Genomic DNA, 17176 nt, shown 5'->3' on the forward strand with positions numbered 1-17176 from the left:
CGTCGAGAACCCGGTTCCCGCCGTAGGAGACGGTGACTCCGCTAACTTCCAGCGATGCCACGGGCGAGCACCTCCCCGTCCTCGGGCCGCCAGGGGCGCCGCACGCCCCACCATTCGACGGGCACCTCCGATTCGCCACGCCGTGCCGTGAGACCCTGCGCGAGACGGCGCACGCCCGCGCGCATGGCGGGGATGAGGCCGTCGGGGTTGCGGGCGAGGCCCAGCCCGGCGAGGCCGGGCAGGAGCGCGACGAGGTTCTGCGACCCCGGCGCGAGGGCGACCAGCAGGTTCACCGGGCCGATGTAGGCGGTCCCGGTGAACAGCCCGCAGCCGATGGCGCCGAGGCCGCCGATCACCGCGACCAGGAACACCGGCAGGCCCGCGACCAGGCTGAACTGGTCGGCGGTGACCGACCGAAGCTGCATCCCGTACAGGGCGCCGCCGAGCCCGGCGATGCCCGCCGACAGGGCGAACACCGCCACCTTGGCGACCAGCAGGCCGCCGCCGAGCGTGGCGTAGGCGGCCTCGCTGTCGCGCAGCGCGACGAGCCGCCGCCCGTAGCGGCTGCGCCGGAGCGCGGCCACCGCGACCGTGGCGAGGGCGAGGCAGACCGCGGCGAGCACCATCAGCTCCGCGCCGCCGTCCAGCCGGTGCCCGAACAGCCGGGGCCCGGCGAGCTCCACCGAGCCCTGGTCGAACAGCGCGATCCGCACCCCGAGCACCTCGAACGAGGGCAGCGTGAAGATCCACCGGTCGAGGACGACGGCGAACGCGGCCGTGCCGAGCGCCAGGTAGACGCCCGACAGGCGGAGCGCGGGGAGGGCGACGAGCGCGCCCGCGAGCGCGGCGACCGCGACGGCGGCCCCGAGCGCCCACCACGCGCCGTCCGCGCCGAGATGCGCCCACACCACCGCGCCGACGCCCGCCATGCTGAGCTGGCAGAGCGAGATCTGCCCGGCGTACCCGGCGAGCGGCACGTACGACAGCGCCACCAGGCCGAGCGAGAAGACCGGCCCGTAGGTGACCAGGTCGCCCTCGCCGAGGACGGCCGCGAGGACCGTGCCGGCCGCGACGATGGCGGCCGCGAGCAGCGCCGTCCCGCGCCACGCCGGCACCGGCGCCCGTCCCGCCCGCTCGTCGCTCCCGCGCAGCCGCCGGTGCGGGAACGCCAGCAGCGCGAGGAACAGCAGCAGCGCGGGCGCGGCCAACCGGAGGCCCGGCAGGTAGGCGTTCTGCGGCAGGTAGCCGGTCAGGTAGCTCTCGGTGCAGCCGACGACGGCGGCGCCGAGGAAGGTGAGCGGCAGGCTGCGCAGCCGCCCGAACACCGCCGCGGTGTAGGCGCTGACGATGAGCAGCGACAGCTGCGCGGCGTCCAGCGTCACCGTCGGCGCGATGAGGATGCCGCCGAGGGCGGCGAGCTGGGTGCCGAGGATCCACGCCGCCCGGCTCGCTCGGACGGGATCGCCGCCCGCGAGCACCACCAGCGTCCGGTCGTCGACCGTCGCGCGCATCTCCGCGCCCGTCCGCGTCCGGTGCAGCAGCACCCACAGCCCGGCCGCGACCGCCACCGCGACCACCATGGTGAGCCCCTGATGCCAGGTGACGGTCGCGGGCCCGAGGCGGAGCGGCGCGCGGCCGGCGAAGAACGTCGGCAGCGGCCGCGGCACGTTCGGATCCCACACCCAGCGGGCCAGCGCGATGAGGCCGCTCAGCAGCGCCACCGTCATCACCAGCCGCTCGGCCTGCCCGAGCCGCTGCGCCGGGCCGAACAGGGCGCGCTCGGCCAGCAGCCCGAACGCCGGAGCGAGGACGAGCAGCACCACGGCGAGCGCGACCGGCACCGGCCAGCCCCAACCGGCGCTGAGCTGCCAGTAGGCGAACGCCGCCATCATCCCGGCCGCCCCGTGCGCGAAGTTGAACACGCCAGTGGTGACGTAGGTGAGCACGAGCCCGCTGCCGATGACGGCGTAGACCGCGGCCGTGGTGAGGCCGACGATCCCGAAGGCGGCGAACCCGTCCATTACTTCACGTCGCTCATGCTCTTGCCGACGTCGGCGAGGGTGAGGGGACGCCCGTAGTTCCCGGTGTAGCGGTAGGCGGGCGCGTCGCAGCGGTAGGCGCCCTTGTCGGGCTTGAAGTCGGCGGGCTGCCAGCCCGCCGGCGTCGCCTTCTCGATGTTGTAGCACTTCAGCGGGGTGTCGCCCTTGGACAGGTCGACCGGCGCCTGCAGCCCGCCGCCCGTCCAGGCGGTCTCCTTGCGGGCCGCCTCGTAGACGCACGTGCGGGTCACGTTGTTCCCGCAGGTGGAGGCGGCCTTGGCGAACAGCAGCCAGGCCGAGAAGGCGCGCACGGCCGGCATGGTGACCTGCGCCTTGGGCGCGTACCGGGAGAACAGGTCGACGACCTGCTTGGTGGCGGGGTTGTCGGCGGCCTTCTCCAGCGGGTACACGCCGGACAGGTCGAGCAGGTTGTTCTGGGCCGACAGCGAGCCGGCGGCGAGCTTGATGAAGGCCGGGCCGTAGGCGTTGCTGTTGGCGTCGATCCAGTCGGGCTTGTAGCCGATGTTGGTGAGGACCTGCTCCAGCTTCGACAGGCTGAGGAAGTCGCCGTAGAAGACCAGGCCCTTCACCTTCTTGCTCTTGATGGCCTGCGCGTACGGCGTCCAGTCCGTGACGCCCTGCACGGGGTAGACGTCCTTGTAGGCGATGGTGGCGCCCGCCGCCTTCAGCGCCTCCTCGGTCTGCGCGCCGAGCACCTTGGTCACCGGCGAGTCGCCGCCGATGAGCCCGACGGCGCCCGCCGACGCCGGGTACGCCTCCTTGACCAGCCACTTGTGGTACCCGGCGTAGCGGTTGTAGGAGACGCCCGCGCCGAGCTGGTAGACCTGCAGCCCCGAGCCGTTGGCCTGGATCTGGCTCGTCTGCGCGGGGAAGTCGGGCAGCAGGCACGAGAGGCGGTCCTTGACGCCCGCGGCGTCGAGCCCGGAGCCGCCGCCGACGAGCGCGAAGTCCTCGCGGCACGCCTCCAGGACGCGCTGGCGGACCTCCATGAAGCGCGCGTCGCGGACCTTGGCGACGAGCTTGCGGCCGTTCACGCCGCCCGCGGCGTTGCACCAGGACGTGAACACCTTGGTGGTGTCCCCGAACTCGGAGTTCTTGGTGAAGCCGACGTCGCTGAGAACGCCGAGGTCGATCGCGTCCGCGGTGACGCCCTGCGCGGGCGTCCCGCTCGGCGAGCCGGTGCGGCAGACGCTCTTCAGGTCGCCGAAGTCGCCCGTCACGGCCGGCCCGGCGGGCGCGGACGCGGTCGGGTCGGCGTCGTCGCCCGATCCGCTCCGGCCGCAGCCGGCGGCGAGCAGGGCGACCGCGACCAGGGCGGCGGCGGTGGTCTGCGGTCTCACAGGGGTCCTCCTCGCAGGAGCGTCTCGGTCCGGGCAGGGGGTGGGGCGGGTCGAGCCGGCCCGGCCGCCTGGCACCGTCCTCTCGTTGCGTGGAAACTAGCTTCTCATTTTAGGAGAAGCAACAGTACGCCTCAAGGTCGGGACAGCGCGGACGGGGCGGCATTGACGCCGGATCGAGGTCCGTGAAAATCTGCCACTCGGTCGCGAGAATGCTATTCTCAAGATTGAGAACGGATGGGCGGCACGGTGCCCCCGTCCGGGAAGGAGCCGGTCGATGCGCCTGCCGCCCCTGCCCGACGACCAGTGGGACGACCGGGCGCGCGCCGCGCTCGCCGCCCTGCTCCCCGAAGGCCGCCGCGACGCCGCGTCCGCCGGCAACGCCCTGGCGACGCTCGTCCGCCACCCCGACCTCACCCGGGCCTTCCTGCCGTTCAACGCGCACCTGCTGATGGGCACCACGCTGCCCTCGCGCCTGCGCGAGCTGGCGATCCTGCGCGTCGCGCACCGCCGCGCCTGCGCCTACGAGTGGGCGCACCACTCCCGGTATGCGCCCAAGACCGGGCTGACGGATGCCGAGATCGCCGCCGCCGGGAGCGGCCCCAGGAGCCACGCCGGGAACGGCACCGGGAGCGATGCCAGGAGCGATGCCGGCGGTGATGCCGGGAACGGCATCGGCAGCGATGCCGGCGGTCATTCCGGGAGCGGCACCGTCGTCGACGGCGGCAGCGGCGGCAGCGGCGACGGTGACGGCGGCGAGGCCGTCGCGCTGCCCGGCCTGGAGGGCGCCGTGCTGCGCGCCGTCGACGAACTCGATGGCGGCGCGGCCCTGTCGGACCGCACGTGGGCCGAGCTGTCCGCCGAGCTGTCGGAGCGCCAGCTCATGGACCTGGTCTTCACGATCGGCGCCTACGGCCTGCTGGCGATGGCCTTCACCACCTTCGGCGTCGAGCCCGAGAACGAGAGGTAGACCGCTGTGTCCCACTTCGCCAAACCCGACCAGGGCAGCTGGACCGAGCAGTACCCCGAGCTCGGCACCGGCCCGGTCGACTACACCGACTCGATCGACCCGGACTACTACGCCGACGAGCGGGCGGCCATCTTCAAGCGGACCTGGCTGAACGTCGGCCGGGTCGAGCTCGTGCCGCGGACCGGGAGCTACTTCACCAAGGAGCTCGCCGTCGCCGACACCTCACTGATCATCGTGCGGGGCCGCGACAAGCGGGTCCGCGCCTTCCACAACCTGTGCCGCCACCGCGGCAACAAGCTCGTGTGGAACGACTTCCCCGGCGAGGAGGTCAAGGGCACCTGCCGGCAGTTCACCTGCAAGTACCACGCCTGGCGGTACGGCTTGGACGGCGCGCTCACCTTCGTCCAGCAGGAGTCGGAGTTCTTCGACCTGGACAAGGCCGACTACGGGCTGAAGGAGGTGCGCTGCGAGACCTGGGAGGGGTTCGTCTTCGTCAACCTCGATCCCGACGCCGCGCCCCTCGCCGACTACCTCGGCAAGATGGCCGAGGGCCTGGAGGGCTACCCCTTCCACGAGATGACCGAGGTCTACACCTACAAGGCCGAGGTCGGCAGCAACTGGAAGCTGTTCATCGACGCGTTCGCCGAGTTCTACCACGCGCCCGTCCTGCACCAGAAGCAGGCGGTCAAGGACGAGGCCGACAAGCTCCTCGGGTACGGCTTCGAGGCGCTGCACTACGAGCTGCACAGCCCGCACGCGATGATCTCCTCGTGGGGCGGGATGGCGCCGCCGAAGGACCCCTCGATGGTCAAGCCGATCGAGCGGGCGGTGCGCAGCGGGCTGTTCGGCCCCTGGGACCGGCCCGACATCGAGGGCCTGGACCCGCTGCCGGCCGGCATCAACCCGGCCAGGCACCGGGCGTGGGGCACCGACTCCTTCGAGTTCTTCCCCAACTTCACGCTGCTGTTCTGGGCGCCCGGCTGGTACCTCACCTACCACTACTGGCCGACGGCGGTCGACCGGCACGTGTTCGAGGCCAACCTGTACTTCGTGCCGCCCAAGAACGCCCGCGAGCGCCTCGCCCAGGAGCTCGCCGCGGTGACGTTCAAGGAGTACGCCCTCCAGGACGCCAACACCCTGGAGGCCACCCAGACGATGCTGAAGAGCCGCGCCGTCACCGAATTCCCGCTGAACGACCAGGAGATCCTCCTCCGCCACCTGCACAAGGTCGTCGGCGACCACGTGAAGGAGTACCGCGATGCCGCTGCCCGCTGAGTTCGCCGACCTGGAACCGTTCACCGGCTGGGCGCTCGCGACCGAGCCCGAGCGCTACGCCCGCCGCCTCGCCTCGTCCATGGACGAGATGCAGGCGCTCTACGACGCGGTGTTCCCCCGCCTGGAGGACGCCATCGCCTACTGCGACGCGTCCTGGGGCGACCTCACCGAGGAGGCCCGCACGCTGATGCATCTGCTGCAGTCGCTCGTCATGGTGTCGTTCCCGGTCGAGGTGTGGAAGCAGGCGCGGGTGCCCGACAGCGGCGCCGCCTACCTCGACCTCGTCACCGAGCCCGTCGTCTGAGATGCCGACGCTGAAAGCGGCCGGGCTGCTGGACGTGGACGCCGGCGAGATCGTCCGGCCCGGGATCCTGCACGTCGACGGCGACCGCATCGCCGGCGTCGGCGGGCCCCCGGGCGCGGACGTCATCGATCTCGGCGACACGGTCCTGCTGCCCGGCCTCATGGACATGGAGGTCAACCTGCTGATGGGCGGGCGCGGCGAGACCGCCGCGTACTCGCCCGTGCAGGACGACCCGCCGCTCCGCGTGCTGCGCGCCGTCGGCAACGCCCGCCGGACGCTGCGGGCGGGCTTCACCACCGTCCGCAACCTGGGCCTGTTCGTGAAGACCGGCGGCTACCTGCTGGACGTCGCGCTCGCCAAGGCCATCGACGCGGGCTGGATCGACGGCCCGCGCGTCGTCCCCGCCGGGCACGCCATCACCCCGACCGGCGGGCACCTGGACCCGACGATGTTCGCCGCGATGATGCCGGGCGTGCTGCCGCTGACGGTGGAGGAGGGCATCGCCGACGGCGTCGCCGAGGTCCGCCACGCCGTCCGCTACCAGATCAAGCACGGCGCCCGGCTCATCAAGGTGTGCGCGTCGGGCGGCGTCATGTCGCACACCGGCCTGCCCGGCGCGCAGCACTACTCCGACGAGGAACTGCGCGCGATCGTGGACGAGGCGCACCGCCGCGGCCTGCGCGTCGCCGCGCACACCCACGGCGCCGACGCGGTCCGCGCCGCCGTCGAGGCGGGCATCGACTGCATCGAGCACGGCTTCCTCATCGACGACGACGCGATCGCGCTGATGGTCGAGCGCGGCACCTTCCTCGTCCCGACCACCTACCTGGCCGACGGCATGGACGTGTCCAAGGCGGCGCCCGAGCTGCGGGCCAAGGCCGCCGAGATGTTCCCGCGCGCCCGCGCGTCGGTCGCGGCGGCCGCCAAGGCCGGCGTGAAGATCGCCGTCGGGACGGACGCGCCGGCGATCCCGCACGGCCGCAACGCCAGCGAGCTCGTCGCGCTGGTGGAGCGCGGCCTGGACCCGCTGCACGTGCTGCGCGCCGCGACCGTCAACGCCGCCGAGCTCATCGACGTCACCGACCGCGGGCGGCTCGCCGCGGGCCTGCTCGCCGACGTGATCGCCGTCGACGGCGACCCGCTGGCCGACATCACCGCCACCCAGCGGGTCCGGTTCGTGATGAAGGGCGGCGAGGTCTACATGGAGGGAGGCCGCTACCGTGGCCGATGACACCGGCGGCACCGACGACCTGGTGGAGATCCAGCAGCTGCTGGCCCGCTACGCGGTCACCATCACCCGCGGCGACATCGACGGGCTGCTCGCCGTCTTCACCCCCGACGGCACCTACAGCGCCTTCGGCGACACCTACGCGCTCGGCGAGTTCCCCGAGCTGGTGGAGGCCGCGCCGAAGGGGCTGTTCCTCACCGGCACCGCGGCCGTCGAGCTGGACGGCGACGCCGCGACCGGCACGCAGCCGCTCTGCTTCGTCGACCACGCCACCCACGAGATGCGGATCGGCTACTACAGCGACACCTACCGGCGGACCGGCGACGGGTGGCGGCTCGCGACCCGGTCCATGACGTTCATCCGCCGCAGCGGCGCCCACGACTCGGGACGCCCCCACGCGCACCGCGGCGCCGGGGCGTGACCGGCGTCGCGGGGTTCCGGTCGGGCCTCCGCGCCTGGCTCGACCGGAACGACCTGTCCCCCGGCGACGACGGCACCCTGGACGGGCAGGTCGCCCAGCTCGCCCGGGTCCGCCGCGCCCTGTACGAAGCCGGGTGGATGCGGCACGGCTGGCCCGCCGAGGTCGGGGGACTCGGCGGGCCGGCGGTGCTGCGCGCCGTCCTCGGCGAGGAGGTCGCCGCCCGCGGCCTCGCCGAGCCGGGCATCTACTCGATGGTCGAGGTGCTCGTCCCGACGCTGATCTCCTACGCGCGGCCCGAGCTCGCCGCGCACGCGGTGCCGCTGCTGCTGAGCGGCCGCGAGCAGTGGTGCCAGGGGTTCTCCGAGCCCGGCTCGGGCAGCGACCTGGCGTCCCTGACCACCCGCGCCGTCCCCCGCGACGACGGGACGTGGGCCGTCACCGGCCAGAAGGTCTGGACGAGCCTCGCCCAGTACGCCGCGCGCTGCGTCCTGCTCACCCGCACCGCGCCCGGCCACGGCGGCATCACCGCCTTCTTCGTGGACATGGACGCGCCCGGCGTCACCGTCCGGCCGCTCCGCACCATGCACGGCGTGGACGAGTTCGCCGAGGTGTTCCTCGACGACGTGCGGGTGCCCGCCGACCGGATGCTGGGCCGTCCCGGCGACGGCTGGCGGCTCGCGATGGACCTGCTCCCGCACGAGCGCTCGACCTGCTTCTGGCACCGCATCGCGCACCTGTACACCCGGCTCGACCGGCTCGCGGACGAGACGCCGGTCCCCGACGACGCCGCGCTCGGCGCGGCGTACCTGGCGCTGCACACCGTCCGCTGCCGCTCGCACGCGACGCAGCGGCGGCTGGACGCGGGCGCGCGCCTCGGCGCCGAGACCTCGGTCGACAAGGTGCTTCTCGCGGGCGCCGAGCAGCTGCTCTTCGACACCGCCCGCGACCTGCTGCCCGGCGTCCTGGAGCTGTCCGGCGGCCCGTGGCGGCCCGAGTACCTGTACTCGCGGGCCGCCACCATCTACGGCGGCACCGCCGAGATCCAGCGCAACATCATCGCCCGCCGCCTGCTCGATCTCGGACAGGAGTGACCGTGGACGCCGCCGACCGCGACCTGCTCGCCGGGACGCTCCGCAAGACGATGGACTCGTGCACCGGCCCGCGCCTGGACGCCGCGCTCACCGAGATCGGCTGGCCCGAGCTGCTCGCCGCCGAGCCCCGGGACGCCGTCGCGGCGGTCTTCGGGCTGCTCGGCGAGACGGGCGCGCAGGCGCCGCTGCTGAACGACGTCGTGCTCGCCGAGGCCGGGCGGGCGATCGGCGGGACGCTCCCCCTGCCCTACGCCGGCGGTTCCTGGGTGGTGTGGGAGCGGACGGGGGAAGGCGGGGGCCTGGACGCCGAGCTGCCGATCAGGAGGGTCGATCCCGGCGACGCCGTCCCGCTCGCGGACGGCCGCCGCGCGCTCGGCTGGTGGCTGGTCGGCTCCGGGCGGGCGATGCTGGCCCTCGCGCGGGCGCACGCGCTGGACCGCGTCCAGTTCGGCCGCCCGATCGCCTCCTTCCAGGCCGTCCGGCACCGGCTCGCCGAGACGCTCGTCGCGCTCGACGGAGCCGAGGCGACGCTCACCGCCGACACCGGCGACCCCGGCTCGCCCGGCCACGAGCTCGGCGCACTGCTGGCCAAGGCCGCCGCCGGGCGCGCGGCGCTCACCGCCGCGCGCCACTGCCAGCAGGTGCTCGGCGGCATCGGGTTCACCGCCGAGCACGACCTGCACCGGCACGTGCGGCGCGTCCTGGTGCTGGACGGACTGCTCGGCTCCGCGCGGGACCTGACCCGCGAGGCGGGGGCGCTGCTGCGGCCGGGACGCCCCGCGCCGCGGCTCACCCAGCTCTGAGACATCCTTGTTCTTTTGGGGCTTCACAACGACGACGTGTAGTACTACAAATAGTCGTACTACACGTCGTCGTGGAGGTGCCGGATGCGGGTGCTGGTCGTGGGAGCGGGGATCACCGGGCTGGCCGCGGCGCGGGGCCTGCTGCGGGCGGGCCACGAGGTGACCGTCCTCGAACGCGCCGGCGCCCTGCGGACCGGCGGCGGCGCGATCAGCCTGCTCGGCGGCGGCACGCGCGTCCTCGCCGCCCTCGGCGCCGACGTGCGCGGCGACGGCATGCGGCTCGGGAGCCTGGAGGCGGTGAGCGCCGCCGGACGCCGGGCGGTGCGCATCGACGCCCACCGGCTGGAGCGCGTCCTCGGCGGACCGGCGCTGATGATCCTCCGGCGCGCGATCCTGGAACGCCTCGCCGCGACCCTGCCGCCCGGCACCGTCCGGTACGGCGCGGAGTTCCACGTGCTGCGCTCCGGACACCTCGACGGCGACGAGCAGGTGGAGATCGGGACGCGGGACGGCGAGCGCCACACCGCCGACCTGCTCATCGGCTCCGACGGCGCCCACTCCCGCGTGCGGGCGGCGCTCTTCGGCCCCGTCCGGCAGCCCCGCGCCGCGGCCGCCAGCTATCTGGGGACCGCCCGCCTGCCCGTCGACCTCGGCGACCGGTCGCTGATGTACCTCGGCCGGCGGGGCATCGTCGGCCTCGCGCCGCTCGGCGGCGGCCTCACCCAGTGGTTCCTCGACGTCCCGTGGCGGCCGGGGCCGCGACCGGCCGACCCCGTCGCCGTCCTGCGGGAACGGTACGGCCGCTGGGCGGCGCCGGTCCCCGACGTCCTGGACGCGGCCGCCGAGCTGCACGCCGCCGGGACCGGCGAGTTGCGCGCCTACCCGCACTACCGGCTGCCCACCCTGCGCCGCTGGACGCGGGGCCGCTGCGTGTTGATGGGCGACGCGGCGCACGCCATGTCGCCGGTCCTCGGCTTCGGCGCGAACCAGGGCCTTGAGGACGTCGCCGAGCTGCTGCGCGACCTCGACGCCGCGGCGCCCGGCGTGGAGGGCCTGCCCGAGGCGCTCGATCGCTACGGACGCCGCCGCAGATGGCGGGCCGCCACCGCAGCGGCGGTCGGCGGCAGCGCCATCGCGCTCACCGGACCGCGGAGCCTGGCGCAGACCGAACCGGGCCTGCGCCTCGCCTCCCTCGTCCCCGACGGGGTGGCGACCGGGGCCTTCGGGCTGATCACCACGGTCATCAGCGCCGGACGCGGGTGAGACGGCGGCCGCGGACCCTGCTAGCTTTCGGAGACGTGCGCTGAGGGGAAGGGGCCTGCGTGAGCGGGATCCGCCGTGGGACCGTCCAGGAGGTGGCGTCCGGCGTGTTCGCCGCGGGCGGCACCGACGTCAACTGGTTCCTCGTGCGCGAGGGCGGCGAGCTGACCGTCATCGACGGCGGCTGGGCCGGGGACGCCGAGCTGCTGGAGGCGTCCGTCCGCGCCATCGGGCACCGTCCCGAGGACGTGCGGGCCGTTCTCCTCACCCACGCCCACATCGACCACATGGGCGGGCCTCTCCTTCTCCAGCGGCGCTACGGCACGCCGGTGCTCATGCACGCGGACGAGATCGCCCAGACCTCCGACGGCCCGCTGGAACAGGCGGGCGCCCGGGACGTCGTGGTGCGCGCCTGGCGGCCGAGCGTCCTGGCGTGGTCGCTGCGCATCGCCCGGGCCGGCGCGCTCCGCAAGCCCGAGGTCCCGCCCGCCGGCCCGCTGCCCGCCGCCGGACCGCTGGACCTGCCCGGCGGGCCCGTCCCGGTGCCCTGCCCCGGCCACACCTCAGGCCATACCGCCTACCACCTGCCGGCCGCCGGAGCGCTCGCCACCGGCGACGCCCTCGTCACCGGCCACCCCCTCTCCAGGACCACCGGCCCGCAGCTCCTTCCGTCGATGTTCTCCCACGACCAGCCCGGATCCGTCGCCGCCCTGGAGACCCTCGGCGCCGTCGACGCGGGCGTCCTCCTTCCCGGCCACGGCGCCCCCTGGGAGGGCCAGATGGCCGACGCGGCGCGCGGCGCGGACCCGCGCCGAGGATTATGATCACTCCATGTCGCTGACCATGGACGACGTCGACCGGTTCGAGCGGTCGCGGCCCCGCCTGGCGGCGATCGCCTACCGCCTCCTCGGCTCCGCGGACGAGGCGGAGGACGCCGTGCAGGAGACGTTCCTGCGCTGGCAGGCCGCCGACACCGGCCGCGTCGAGGTCCCCGAGGCATGGCTGACGAAGGTGCTCACCAACCTGTGCCTCAACCAGCTCGCCTCCGCGCGGGCGCGCCGCGAGACCTACGTGGGCCCGTGGCTGCCCGAGCCGCTGCTCGCCGGGGATCCGCTGCTCGGCCCGGCCGACACCGCCGAGCAGCGCGAGTCGGTGTCGTACGCGGTCCTCACGCTGCTGGAGCGCCTGACCCCCAACGAACGGGCCGTGTACGTGCTGCGGGAGGCGTTCGCCTGCCCGCACCGGGAGATCGCCGACATCCTCGGCATCACCGAGGCCGCCAGCCAGCAGATCCTGCACCGGGCCAAGGACCACGTCGCGCGCGGCAAGGCCCGCGCCGAGATCGACGCGGCCGCGGCCCGGCGGGTCGTCGAGGAGTTCCTGGCGGCCGCCGCCAGCGGCCGGACCGACGAGCTCGTCCGCCTGCTCACCGCGGACGCCGTGGCCATCGGCGACGGCGGCGGGAAGGTCCCCGCGCGCACCAAGGGGTTCGAGGGCGCCGCCGCGGTCGCGCGGTTCCTGCGCGGCCTGTTCAAGCCCGCCGAGGCCAAGCGCGCCATCGTCGGCGGCACGCCCGAGATCTACGCCTGGACCGCCAACGGCGAACCCGCCGTCGTCGCCGTCACGGAGGGCCGGGTCGTCGCCGTCATGTGCCTGGAGGTCACCGGCGACGGCGTCACCGCCTTCCGCACCCAGGCCAACCCCGACAAGCTCGCCCGCGCGACCGCGCGGTGGGCGGCGGCCGACCACGGGGAGCCCCTGCTCGTCCTGTGACGTGCATCACCAACGGATCCCGTCAGGGAACGGCCCGCCATCCGGTTCAAGGGGCGGAACCGAACCGATGGGAGCCCGAAATGCAGCACCGCATCCTCGTCCTCGGCGCCGGATACACCGGGGCGTCCGCCGCCGGCCGCCTCGCCAGGCGGCTGCGGCGCGACGACGTCGCCATCACCCTCGTCAACGCCGAACCCGACTTCGTCGAGCGCGTCCGCAACCACCAGCTGGCGACCGGGCAGGAACTCAAGCGCCGGCCGCTCGCCGCGATGCTCGCCGGCACCGGCGTCGAGCTGAAGCTCGCGACGGTCACCGGCGTCGACGCCGACCGCCGGACCGTCGCCGTCGACGGGGCGGACGGCGCCGAGGAACTGGCGTACGACACCCTCGTGTACGCCCTCGGCAGCCGGTGGAACGGCCAGGGCGTCCCCGGCGTCGCCGAGCACGCCGACGAGATCGCCGGACGCGCCGGAGCGCTCCGGCTCCGCGAGCGCCTGGCGGGTCTGGACGCCGGGCGGGCCGTGGTGGTCGTCGGCGGCGGCCTCACCGGGGTGGAGGCCGCCACCGAGATCGCCGAGGCCCGCCCGGACCTGGACGTCGCCCTCGCCGTCCGGGGCGGCCTGGGCGACTGGCTCTCCCCCAAGGGCCGCGCGCACCTGGTGAAGGTCCTCGGCAAGCTCGGCGTCACCGTCCACGAGCACGCCGACGTCAGCGCCGTCGCCGCCGACCACGTCACCACCGCCGACGGCACCGTCATCCCCGCCGACATCACCGTGTGGAACGCCGGCTTCGCGACCCACCCGATCGCGGCCGCGACGACGCTGGAGGTCGCCGCCACCGGGCAGATCGTCGTCGACCGGACCATGCGCTCGGTCTCCCACCCCGACGTGTACGCCGTCGGCGACGCGGCCCTGGCGCCGGGCGCCGGGGACAGGCCGTTGCGCATGTCGTGCGCCTCGGGGGTCCCCGCCGCCTGGCTGGCCGCCGACGCGATCGCGGCGCGCCTCACCGGCGGGAAGGTCCCCGACAAGACGATCGGCTACTTCAACCAGTGCATCTCGCTGGGCCGCAAGGAAGGGCTGATCCAGTACGTCACGGCCGACGACAGCGCCAAGAAGGCGGCCCTGACCGGAAGGACGGCCGCCGTCTACAAGGAGCTGATCTGCCGGAGCGCCGCGTGGGGCGTCGCCCACCCGACGATGGGGATGCCCGCACGGCGCCGCCACGTCACGTATGAGCGTCCCCTCGCACCGGCGAGCGCGTGAGGAACGCCGCCGCCGGGCACGGCGACGCGCGCTACTTCAGCTTCTCCTTCATCTCGTCGAGCTTGACGAGGATGGGGTAGCCGCTGACGCTGAGCGCGTTGCCGTGCCCGGTCTGGTGGATGTCGAAGACCGACTGGACGGCGGCGTGGAAGCCCTGCACGTCCAGGGTCTGGTTGACGGCGCGCTTGGCCTGGCGGAGCGCGAACGGCGGCATCTTGGCGATCTGCTCGGCGAGGTCGCGCGCCTCGGCGTCGAGCCGGTCGCGGGGCACGACGCGGTTCACCATGCCGGCCCGCTCGGCCTCCTCGGCGGTCACCGGGCGGCCGGTGAACAGGATCTCCTTGGCCTTGCGGGCGCCGAGCTCCCAGGTGTGGCCGTGGTACTCCACGCCGCCGATGCCCATGGTCGCGACCGGGTCGGAGAACAGCGCGTCCTCGGCCGCCACGATCAGGTCGCACGGCCAGCAGAGCATCAGGCCGCCCGCGATGCACCGGCCCTGCACCGCCGCGATCGACGGCTTCGGCACGTTGCGCCAGCGCAGCGTGTACTCCAGGTACCGGCGGCTCTCCGCACTGTAGATCCACTCCAGGGTGATGGCGTCGGGCGAGGGCCAGCGGTCCTTCAGGTCGTGCCCGGCGGAGAAGTGGCGGCCCTCGGCGCGCAGCACGATCACCGACACGTCGGCGTCGTCGGCCGCCCGCGTCCAGGCGGCGTCCAGCTCGTCGAGCAGCGCGGCGTTCTGGGCGTTGGCGACCTCGGGCCGGTTCAGCGTGATCGTGGCGATCCGGTCGGCGGCCTCGTAGAGCACGTGCACGGTGGCGCCTCACTTCCTGGGGAGTCCGAGCAGCCGCTCGGCGATGATCGTTCGCTGGATCTCGGAGGTGCCGCCCGCGATGGTGCCGGCGAAGCTGCGCGCGTAGCGCTCGAACCAGCCGGCGGCGAACGCCTCCAGGTGCAGGTGGGCGTGCGGCGCGGTCGTCGCCGGGTGCGCGAGCGCGCCCGGCCCGGCCGCCTCCAGGGCGCGCTCGGAGGCGGCCTGCACCGCCTCGGAGCCGAGCAGCTTCAGCACCGACAGGGCCGCGACGTCCTGCTCGCCGCGGTCGGCGCGGGCGAGCGCCTCCGAGCCGAGCAGGCGGAGGGCCTGCGCGTCCATGAGGAGGGTCGCGTAGGCGTCGCGGTCCAGCGGGGTGACCGGCCGGAAGTCCTCGGCCAGCTCCTCCAGCCGGGCCGCGAAGCTCAGCCAGAGGAGGGTGCGCTCGTGGCCGAGCGAGCCGGTCGCGACCCGCCAGCCGTCGTTCAGGTCGCCGAGGAGGTTGGCGGCGGGCACGCGGGCGTCCTCGAAGAACACCTCGTTGAAGTCCAGGTCGTCGGCGCCGGCGATGGAACCGAAGGGGCGGCGCGTGACGCCGGGGGTGGCGGTCGGGACGAGCAGGACGCTGATGCCCTTGTGCTTGGGTGCGTCGGGGTCGGTGCGGACGAAGGTGAGCAGGACGTCGGCGTCGTGGGCGCCGGAGGTCCAGACCTTCTGGCCGTTGACGACGAAGTGGTCGCCGTCCAGGACGGCGCGGGTGCGGAGGCCGGCGAGGTCCGAGCCGGCGCCGGGCTCGCTCATGCCGAGCGCGGCGGTGATCTCGGCGCGCAGGATCGGAACGGCCCAGCGGCGCTTCTGCTCCTCGGTGCCGAACGACAGCAGCGAGGCGGCGACGATGCCGAGGCCCTGCGGGTTGTAACTGTGGTAGATCCGGCGGCGGGCCAGCTCCTCCAGATGGACGTACTGCTGGAGGAGGGTGGCGTTGCGGCCGCCGTACTCGGGCGGGTTGCCGGGCAGCAGCCAGCCGGTGTCGAACAGCAGGCGCTGCCAGCGGCGCGCCCACTCGGGAACGTGGGCACTGGAGCGCGAGCGCTCGGCGGCCTCGGCGCCGTCCGGGGCGTGCTCGGCGAGGAAGGCGGCGAACTCGGCGCGGAAGGACTCGACGTCGCCGTCAAAGGTGAGCCGCATGCCGCTCCCCGCCGTCGGTGACCGGCGGACGTCCCGCCCCGGGACGCCCGCCGGCGAGAGGGTCGCCGGTGGGACGGCCGCCGGCGAGGTGCTCGGCGGCGAGGCGCGCGCGGTGCTCGGCCGCGCCGCCGAGCATCAGCTCGCCGGCCTTGGCCCGCTTCAACGCGAACTGCACGTCGTTCTCCCAGGTGAAGCCCATCGCGCCGAAGAGCTGCAGGCCGTTGCGGAACACCACGGACTGGCACTCGCCCGCCGCGGCCTTGGCCATCGTCGCGGCCGTGCCGCGGCGCGGGTCGCCGGCGGCGATCGTGAGCGCGGCGTAGTAGGCCAGCGCGCGGGCGCGCCGCACCGCGACGTGCATGTCGGCGGCCTTGTGCTTGACGGCCTGGTAGGAGCCGATGGGAGCGCCGAACTGGTGGCGGGAACGGACGTGCTCCAGCGTCAGGTCGAGGACGCGGCGACACGCCCCGACCATCGTCACGGCCATCCCCGTGAGAGCGAGGTCGCGAGCATAGGAAGAGCCCGCACTGACACCCCCGCCAATGCCCGCGCCGATGCATACGTCAACACCCGCGCTGGTACCCGTACCGATGCCCGCGGCAGTGCGTACGTCTGCGGCGGTGCGTACGTCGGTGCCCCCACCGGTGCCTGTGATGGTGCCTGCGTCGGTGCCTGCACTGAAGTTTGCGCCGGTGCGTACGTCGGCGCCCACGCTGGTACCGGCGCGGGAGTTCGCGTTGATGCCTGCGCTGGTGCGTGTGTCCGCGCGTTCGTCGGTGCGTTCGTCGGTCCGTTCGGCGGTGTCGGTGTCCGGACCGGTGTCGGCTCCGGTCGCGTCGGCGGTGGTGACGAGCACGCCGTCGAAGGTGACCTCGGCGACGTGCAGGAGGGGGTCGAAGGCGGGGACGCGGGTGGCGGTGACCGCCTCGGCGGGGACGGTGAACACGCCCGCGCCGGTGACGACGGCGAGCCGGTCGGCGCGGTCGCCGTCCAGGACGTGGGGGGCGGTGCCGTCCAGCAGCCAGCCGCCGCCGTCGGGGCGGGCGGTGACGCCGTCGAGGACGGCGGCGCCGGCCACGCCGGGCCGGTGGTCGCCGGGCGCGAGCGGCGCGAACTGCGTCATCGTGGCGAGGTAGGGCGTCGGGTCGGCGGCGCGCCCGAGCTCCTCCAGCACGATCGCCAGCTCGACGGCCTCGCCCGGCGCGGTCAGCTCGGTCCAGCCGAGCCGGTTCCAGGCCCGCCAGAGGGGGCCGGGATCGGCCGCCTCGTCGGCGACGGCGCGCACGAGCGCGGGCGGGCACTCCTTGGCGACGGCGCGGCGCACCGAGTCCTGCCAGAGACGCTGGTCGGCGTCGAACTCGAACAGCATCGGCCTCCTTCCGGAGCACGT

At 74.2% G+C, this 17176-nt stretch carries 16 protein-coding genes; 11 read left to right on the plus strand and 5 right to left on the minus strand.

Features of this window, described 5'->3' with window-relative positions:
• Positions 1-41: 41 nt before the first annotated feature.
• Together K1Y72_RS09700 and K1Y72_RS09705 are read right to left on the minus strand one after the other, a co-directional pair.
• Complete coding sequence (locus K1Y72_RS09700) at positions 42-2021, minus strand: branched-chain amino acid ABC transporter permease (protein ID WP_220165322.1); 1980 nt, start codon at positions 2019-2021, stop codon at positions 42-44.
• On the minus strand, positions 2021-3400 hold the full coding sequence (locus K1Y72_RS09705) for an ABC transporter substrate-binding protein (protein ID WP_220165324.1): 1380 nt from the start codon (positions 3398-3400) through the stop codon (positions 2021-2023). The genes K1Y72_RS09700 and K1Y72_RS09705 overlap by 1 nt, the downstream gene beginning before the upstream one ends.
• Before the next feature lie 274 nt (positions 3401-3674).
• Between K1Y72_RS09705 and K1Y72_RS09710 the strand changes: the two genes are divergently transcribed.
• The 11 genes from K1Y72_RS09710 to K1Y72_RS09760 all read left to right on the plus strand — a co-directional run bounded on the left by K1Y72_RS09710 (position 3675) and on the right by K1Y72_RS09760 (position 13787).
• Complete coding sequence (locus tag K1Y72_RS09710) at positions 3675-4367, plus strand: carboxymuconolactone decarboxylase family protein (RefSeq protein ID WP_220165326.1); 693 nt, start codon at positions 3675-3677, stop codon at positions 4365-4367.
• Between the two features lie 6 nt (positions 4368-4373).
• Positions 4374-5642, plus strand: a complete 1269-nt coding sequence (locus K1Y72_RS09715) for an aromatic ring-hydroxylating oxygenase subunit alpha (RefSeq protein ID WP_220165328.1) — start codon at positions 4374-4376, stop codon at positions 5640-5642.
• On the plus strand, positions 5626-5946 hold the full coding sequence (locus K1Y72_RS09720) for a hypothetical protein (protein WP_220165330.1): 321 nt from the start codon (positions 5626-5628) through the stop codon (positions 5944-5946). The genes K1Y72_RS09715 and K1Y72_RS09720 overlap by 17 nt, the downstream gene beginning before the upstream one ends.
• A 1-nt stretch (position 5947) precedes the next feature.
• Positions 5948-7177, plus strand: a complete 1230-nt coding sequence (locus tag K1Y72_RS09725) for a metal-dependent hydrolase family protein (protein WP_220165332.1) — start codon at positions 5948-5950, stop codon at positions 7175-7177.
• Positions 7167-7595 carry a nuclear transport factor 2 family protein gene (locus K1Y72_RS09730; protein WP_220165334.1) on the plus strand — a complete coding sequence of 143 codons (429 nt, stop codon included), beginning with the start codon at positions 7167-7169 and terminating at the stop codon, positions 7593-7595. The genes K1Y72_RS09725 and K1Y72_RS09730 overlap by 11 nt, the downstream gene beginning before the upstream one ends.
• Complete coding sequence (locus K1Y72_RS09735; RefSeq protein WP_220165336.1) at positions 7592-8686, plus strand: acyl-CoA dehydrogenase family protein; 1095 nt, start codon at positions 7592-7594, stop codon at positions 8684-8686. Before K1Y72_RS09730 ends, K1Y72_RS09735 begins: the two co-directional genes overlap by 4 nt.
• A gap of 2 nt (positions 8687-8688) precedes the next feature.
• Positions 8689-9489: an acyl-CoA dehydrogenase family protein gene (locus K1Y72_RS09740; protein ID WP_220165338.1), complete on the plus strand. Its 801-nt coding sequence runs from the start codon at positions 8689-8691 to the stop codon at positions 9487-9489.
• An 84-nt stretch (positions 9490-9573) separates the two neighbouring features.
• The gene (locus tag K1Y72_RS09745) at positions 9574-10752 is read left to right on the plus strand and encodes an FAD-dependent oxidoreductase (protein ID WP_220165340.1); all 1179 of its coding nucleotides are present in this window, start codon (positions 9574-9576) and stop codon (positions 10750-10752) included.
• A gap of 59 nt (positions 10753-10811) precedes the next feature.
• Positions 10812-11573 carry an MBL fold metallo-hydrolase gene (locus K1Y72_RS09750; RefSeq protein WP_308286985.1) on the plus strand — a complete coding sequence of 254 codons (762 nt, stop codon included), beginning with the start codon at positions 10812-10814 and terminating at the stop codon, positions 11571-11573.
• 7 nt (positions 11574-11580) lie between these two features.
• Positions 11581-12522: an RNA polymerase sigma-70 factor gene (locus tag K1Y72_RS09755; RefSeq protein ID WP_220165342.1), complete on the plus strand. Its 942-nt coding sequence runs from the start codon at positions 11581-11583 to the stop codon at positions 12520-12522.
• Between the two features lie 80 nt (positions 12523-12602).
• The gene (locus tag K1Y72_RS09760; RefSeq protein ID WP_220165344.1) at positions 12603-13787 is read left to right on the plus strand and encodes an NAD(P)/FAD-dependent oxidoreductase; all 1185 of its coding nucleotides are present in this window, start codon (positions 12603-12605) and stop codon (positions 13785-13787) included.
• Positions 13788-13818: 31 nt separating this feature from the next.
• On the opposite strand, the gene K1Y72_RS09765 is transcribed toward K1Y72_RS09760, so the two are convergent.
• The 3 genes from K1Y72_RS09765 to K1Y72_RS09775 are packed head-to-tail and all read right to left on the minus strand — an operon-like array spanning position 13819 to position 17155.
• Positions 13819-14601 carry an enoyl-CoA hydratase gene (locus K1Y72_RS09765; protein WP_220165346.1) on the minus strand — a complete coding sequence of 261 codons (783 nt, stop codon included), beginning with the start codon at positions 14599-14601 and terminating at the stop codon, positions 13819-13821.
• Positions 14602-14610: 9 nt separating this feature from the next.
• Positions 14611-15786: an acyl-CoA dehydrogenase family protein gene (locus K1Y72_RS09770; protein WP_220165348.1), complete on the minus strand. Its 1176-nt coding sequence runs from the start codon at positions 15784-15786 to the stop codon at positions 14611-14613.
• Positions 15770-17155, minus strand: a complete 1386-nt coding sequence (locus K1Y72_RS09775) for an acyl-CoA dehydrogenase family protein (protein ID WP_220165350.1) — start codon at positions 17153-17155, stop codon at positions 15770-15772. The genes K1Y72_RS09770 and K1Y72_RS09775 overlap by 17 nt, the downstream gene beginning before the upstream one ends.
• Between the last annotated feature and the right edge of the window lie 21 nt (positions 17156-17176).

The sequence above is a fragment of the Actinomadura parmotrematis genome, assembly GCF_019458805.1.
GTDB classification, from domain to species: Bacteria; Actinomycetota; Actinomycetes; order Streptosporangiales; family Streptosporangiaceae; genus Spirillospora; species Spirillospora parmotrematis.

Coding starts and splice junctions, on each gene's coding strand:
- K1Y72_RS09700 (WP_220165322.1), bottom strand. CDS start 2,021: ATGGACGGGTTCGCCGCCTTCGGGATCGTCGGCCTCACCACGGCCGCG.
- K1Y72_RS09710 (WP_220165326.1), top strand. CDS start 3,675: ATGCGCCTGCCGCCCCTGCCCGACGACCAGTGGGACGACCGGGCGCGC.
- K1Y72_RS09720 (WP_220165330.1), top strand. CDS start 5,626: ATGCCGCTGCCCGCTGAGTTCGCCGACCTGGAACCGTTCACCGGCTGG.
- K1Y72_RS09725 (WP_220165332.1), top strand. CDS start 5,948: ATGCCGACGCTGAAAGCGGCCGGGCTGCTGGACGTGGACGCCGGCGAG.
- K1Y72_RS09745 (WP_220165340.1), top strand. CDS start 9,574: ATGCGGGTGCTGGTCGTGGGAGCGGGGATCACCGGGCTGGCCGCGGCG.
- K1Y72_RS09755 (WP_220165342.1), top strand. CDS start 11,581: ATGTCGCTGACCATGGACGACGTCGACCGGTTCGAGCGGTCGCGGCCC.
- K1Y72_RS09760 (WP_220165344.1), top strand. CDS start 12,603: ATGCAGCACCGCATCCTCGTCCTCGGCGCCGGATACACCGGGGCGTCC.
- K1Y72_RS09770 (WP_220165348.1), bottom strand. CDS start 15,786: ATGCGGCTCACCTTTGACGGCGACGTCGAGTCCTTCCGCGCCGAGTTC.
- K1Y72_RS09775 (WP_220165350.1), bottom strand. CDS start 17,155: ATGCTGTTCGAGTTCGACGCCGACCAGCGTCTCTGGCAGGACTCGGTG.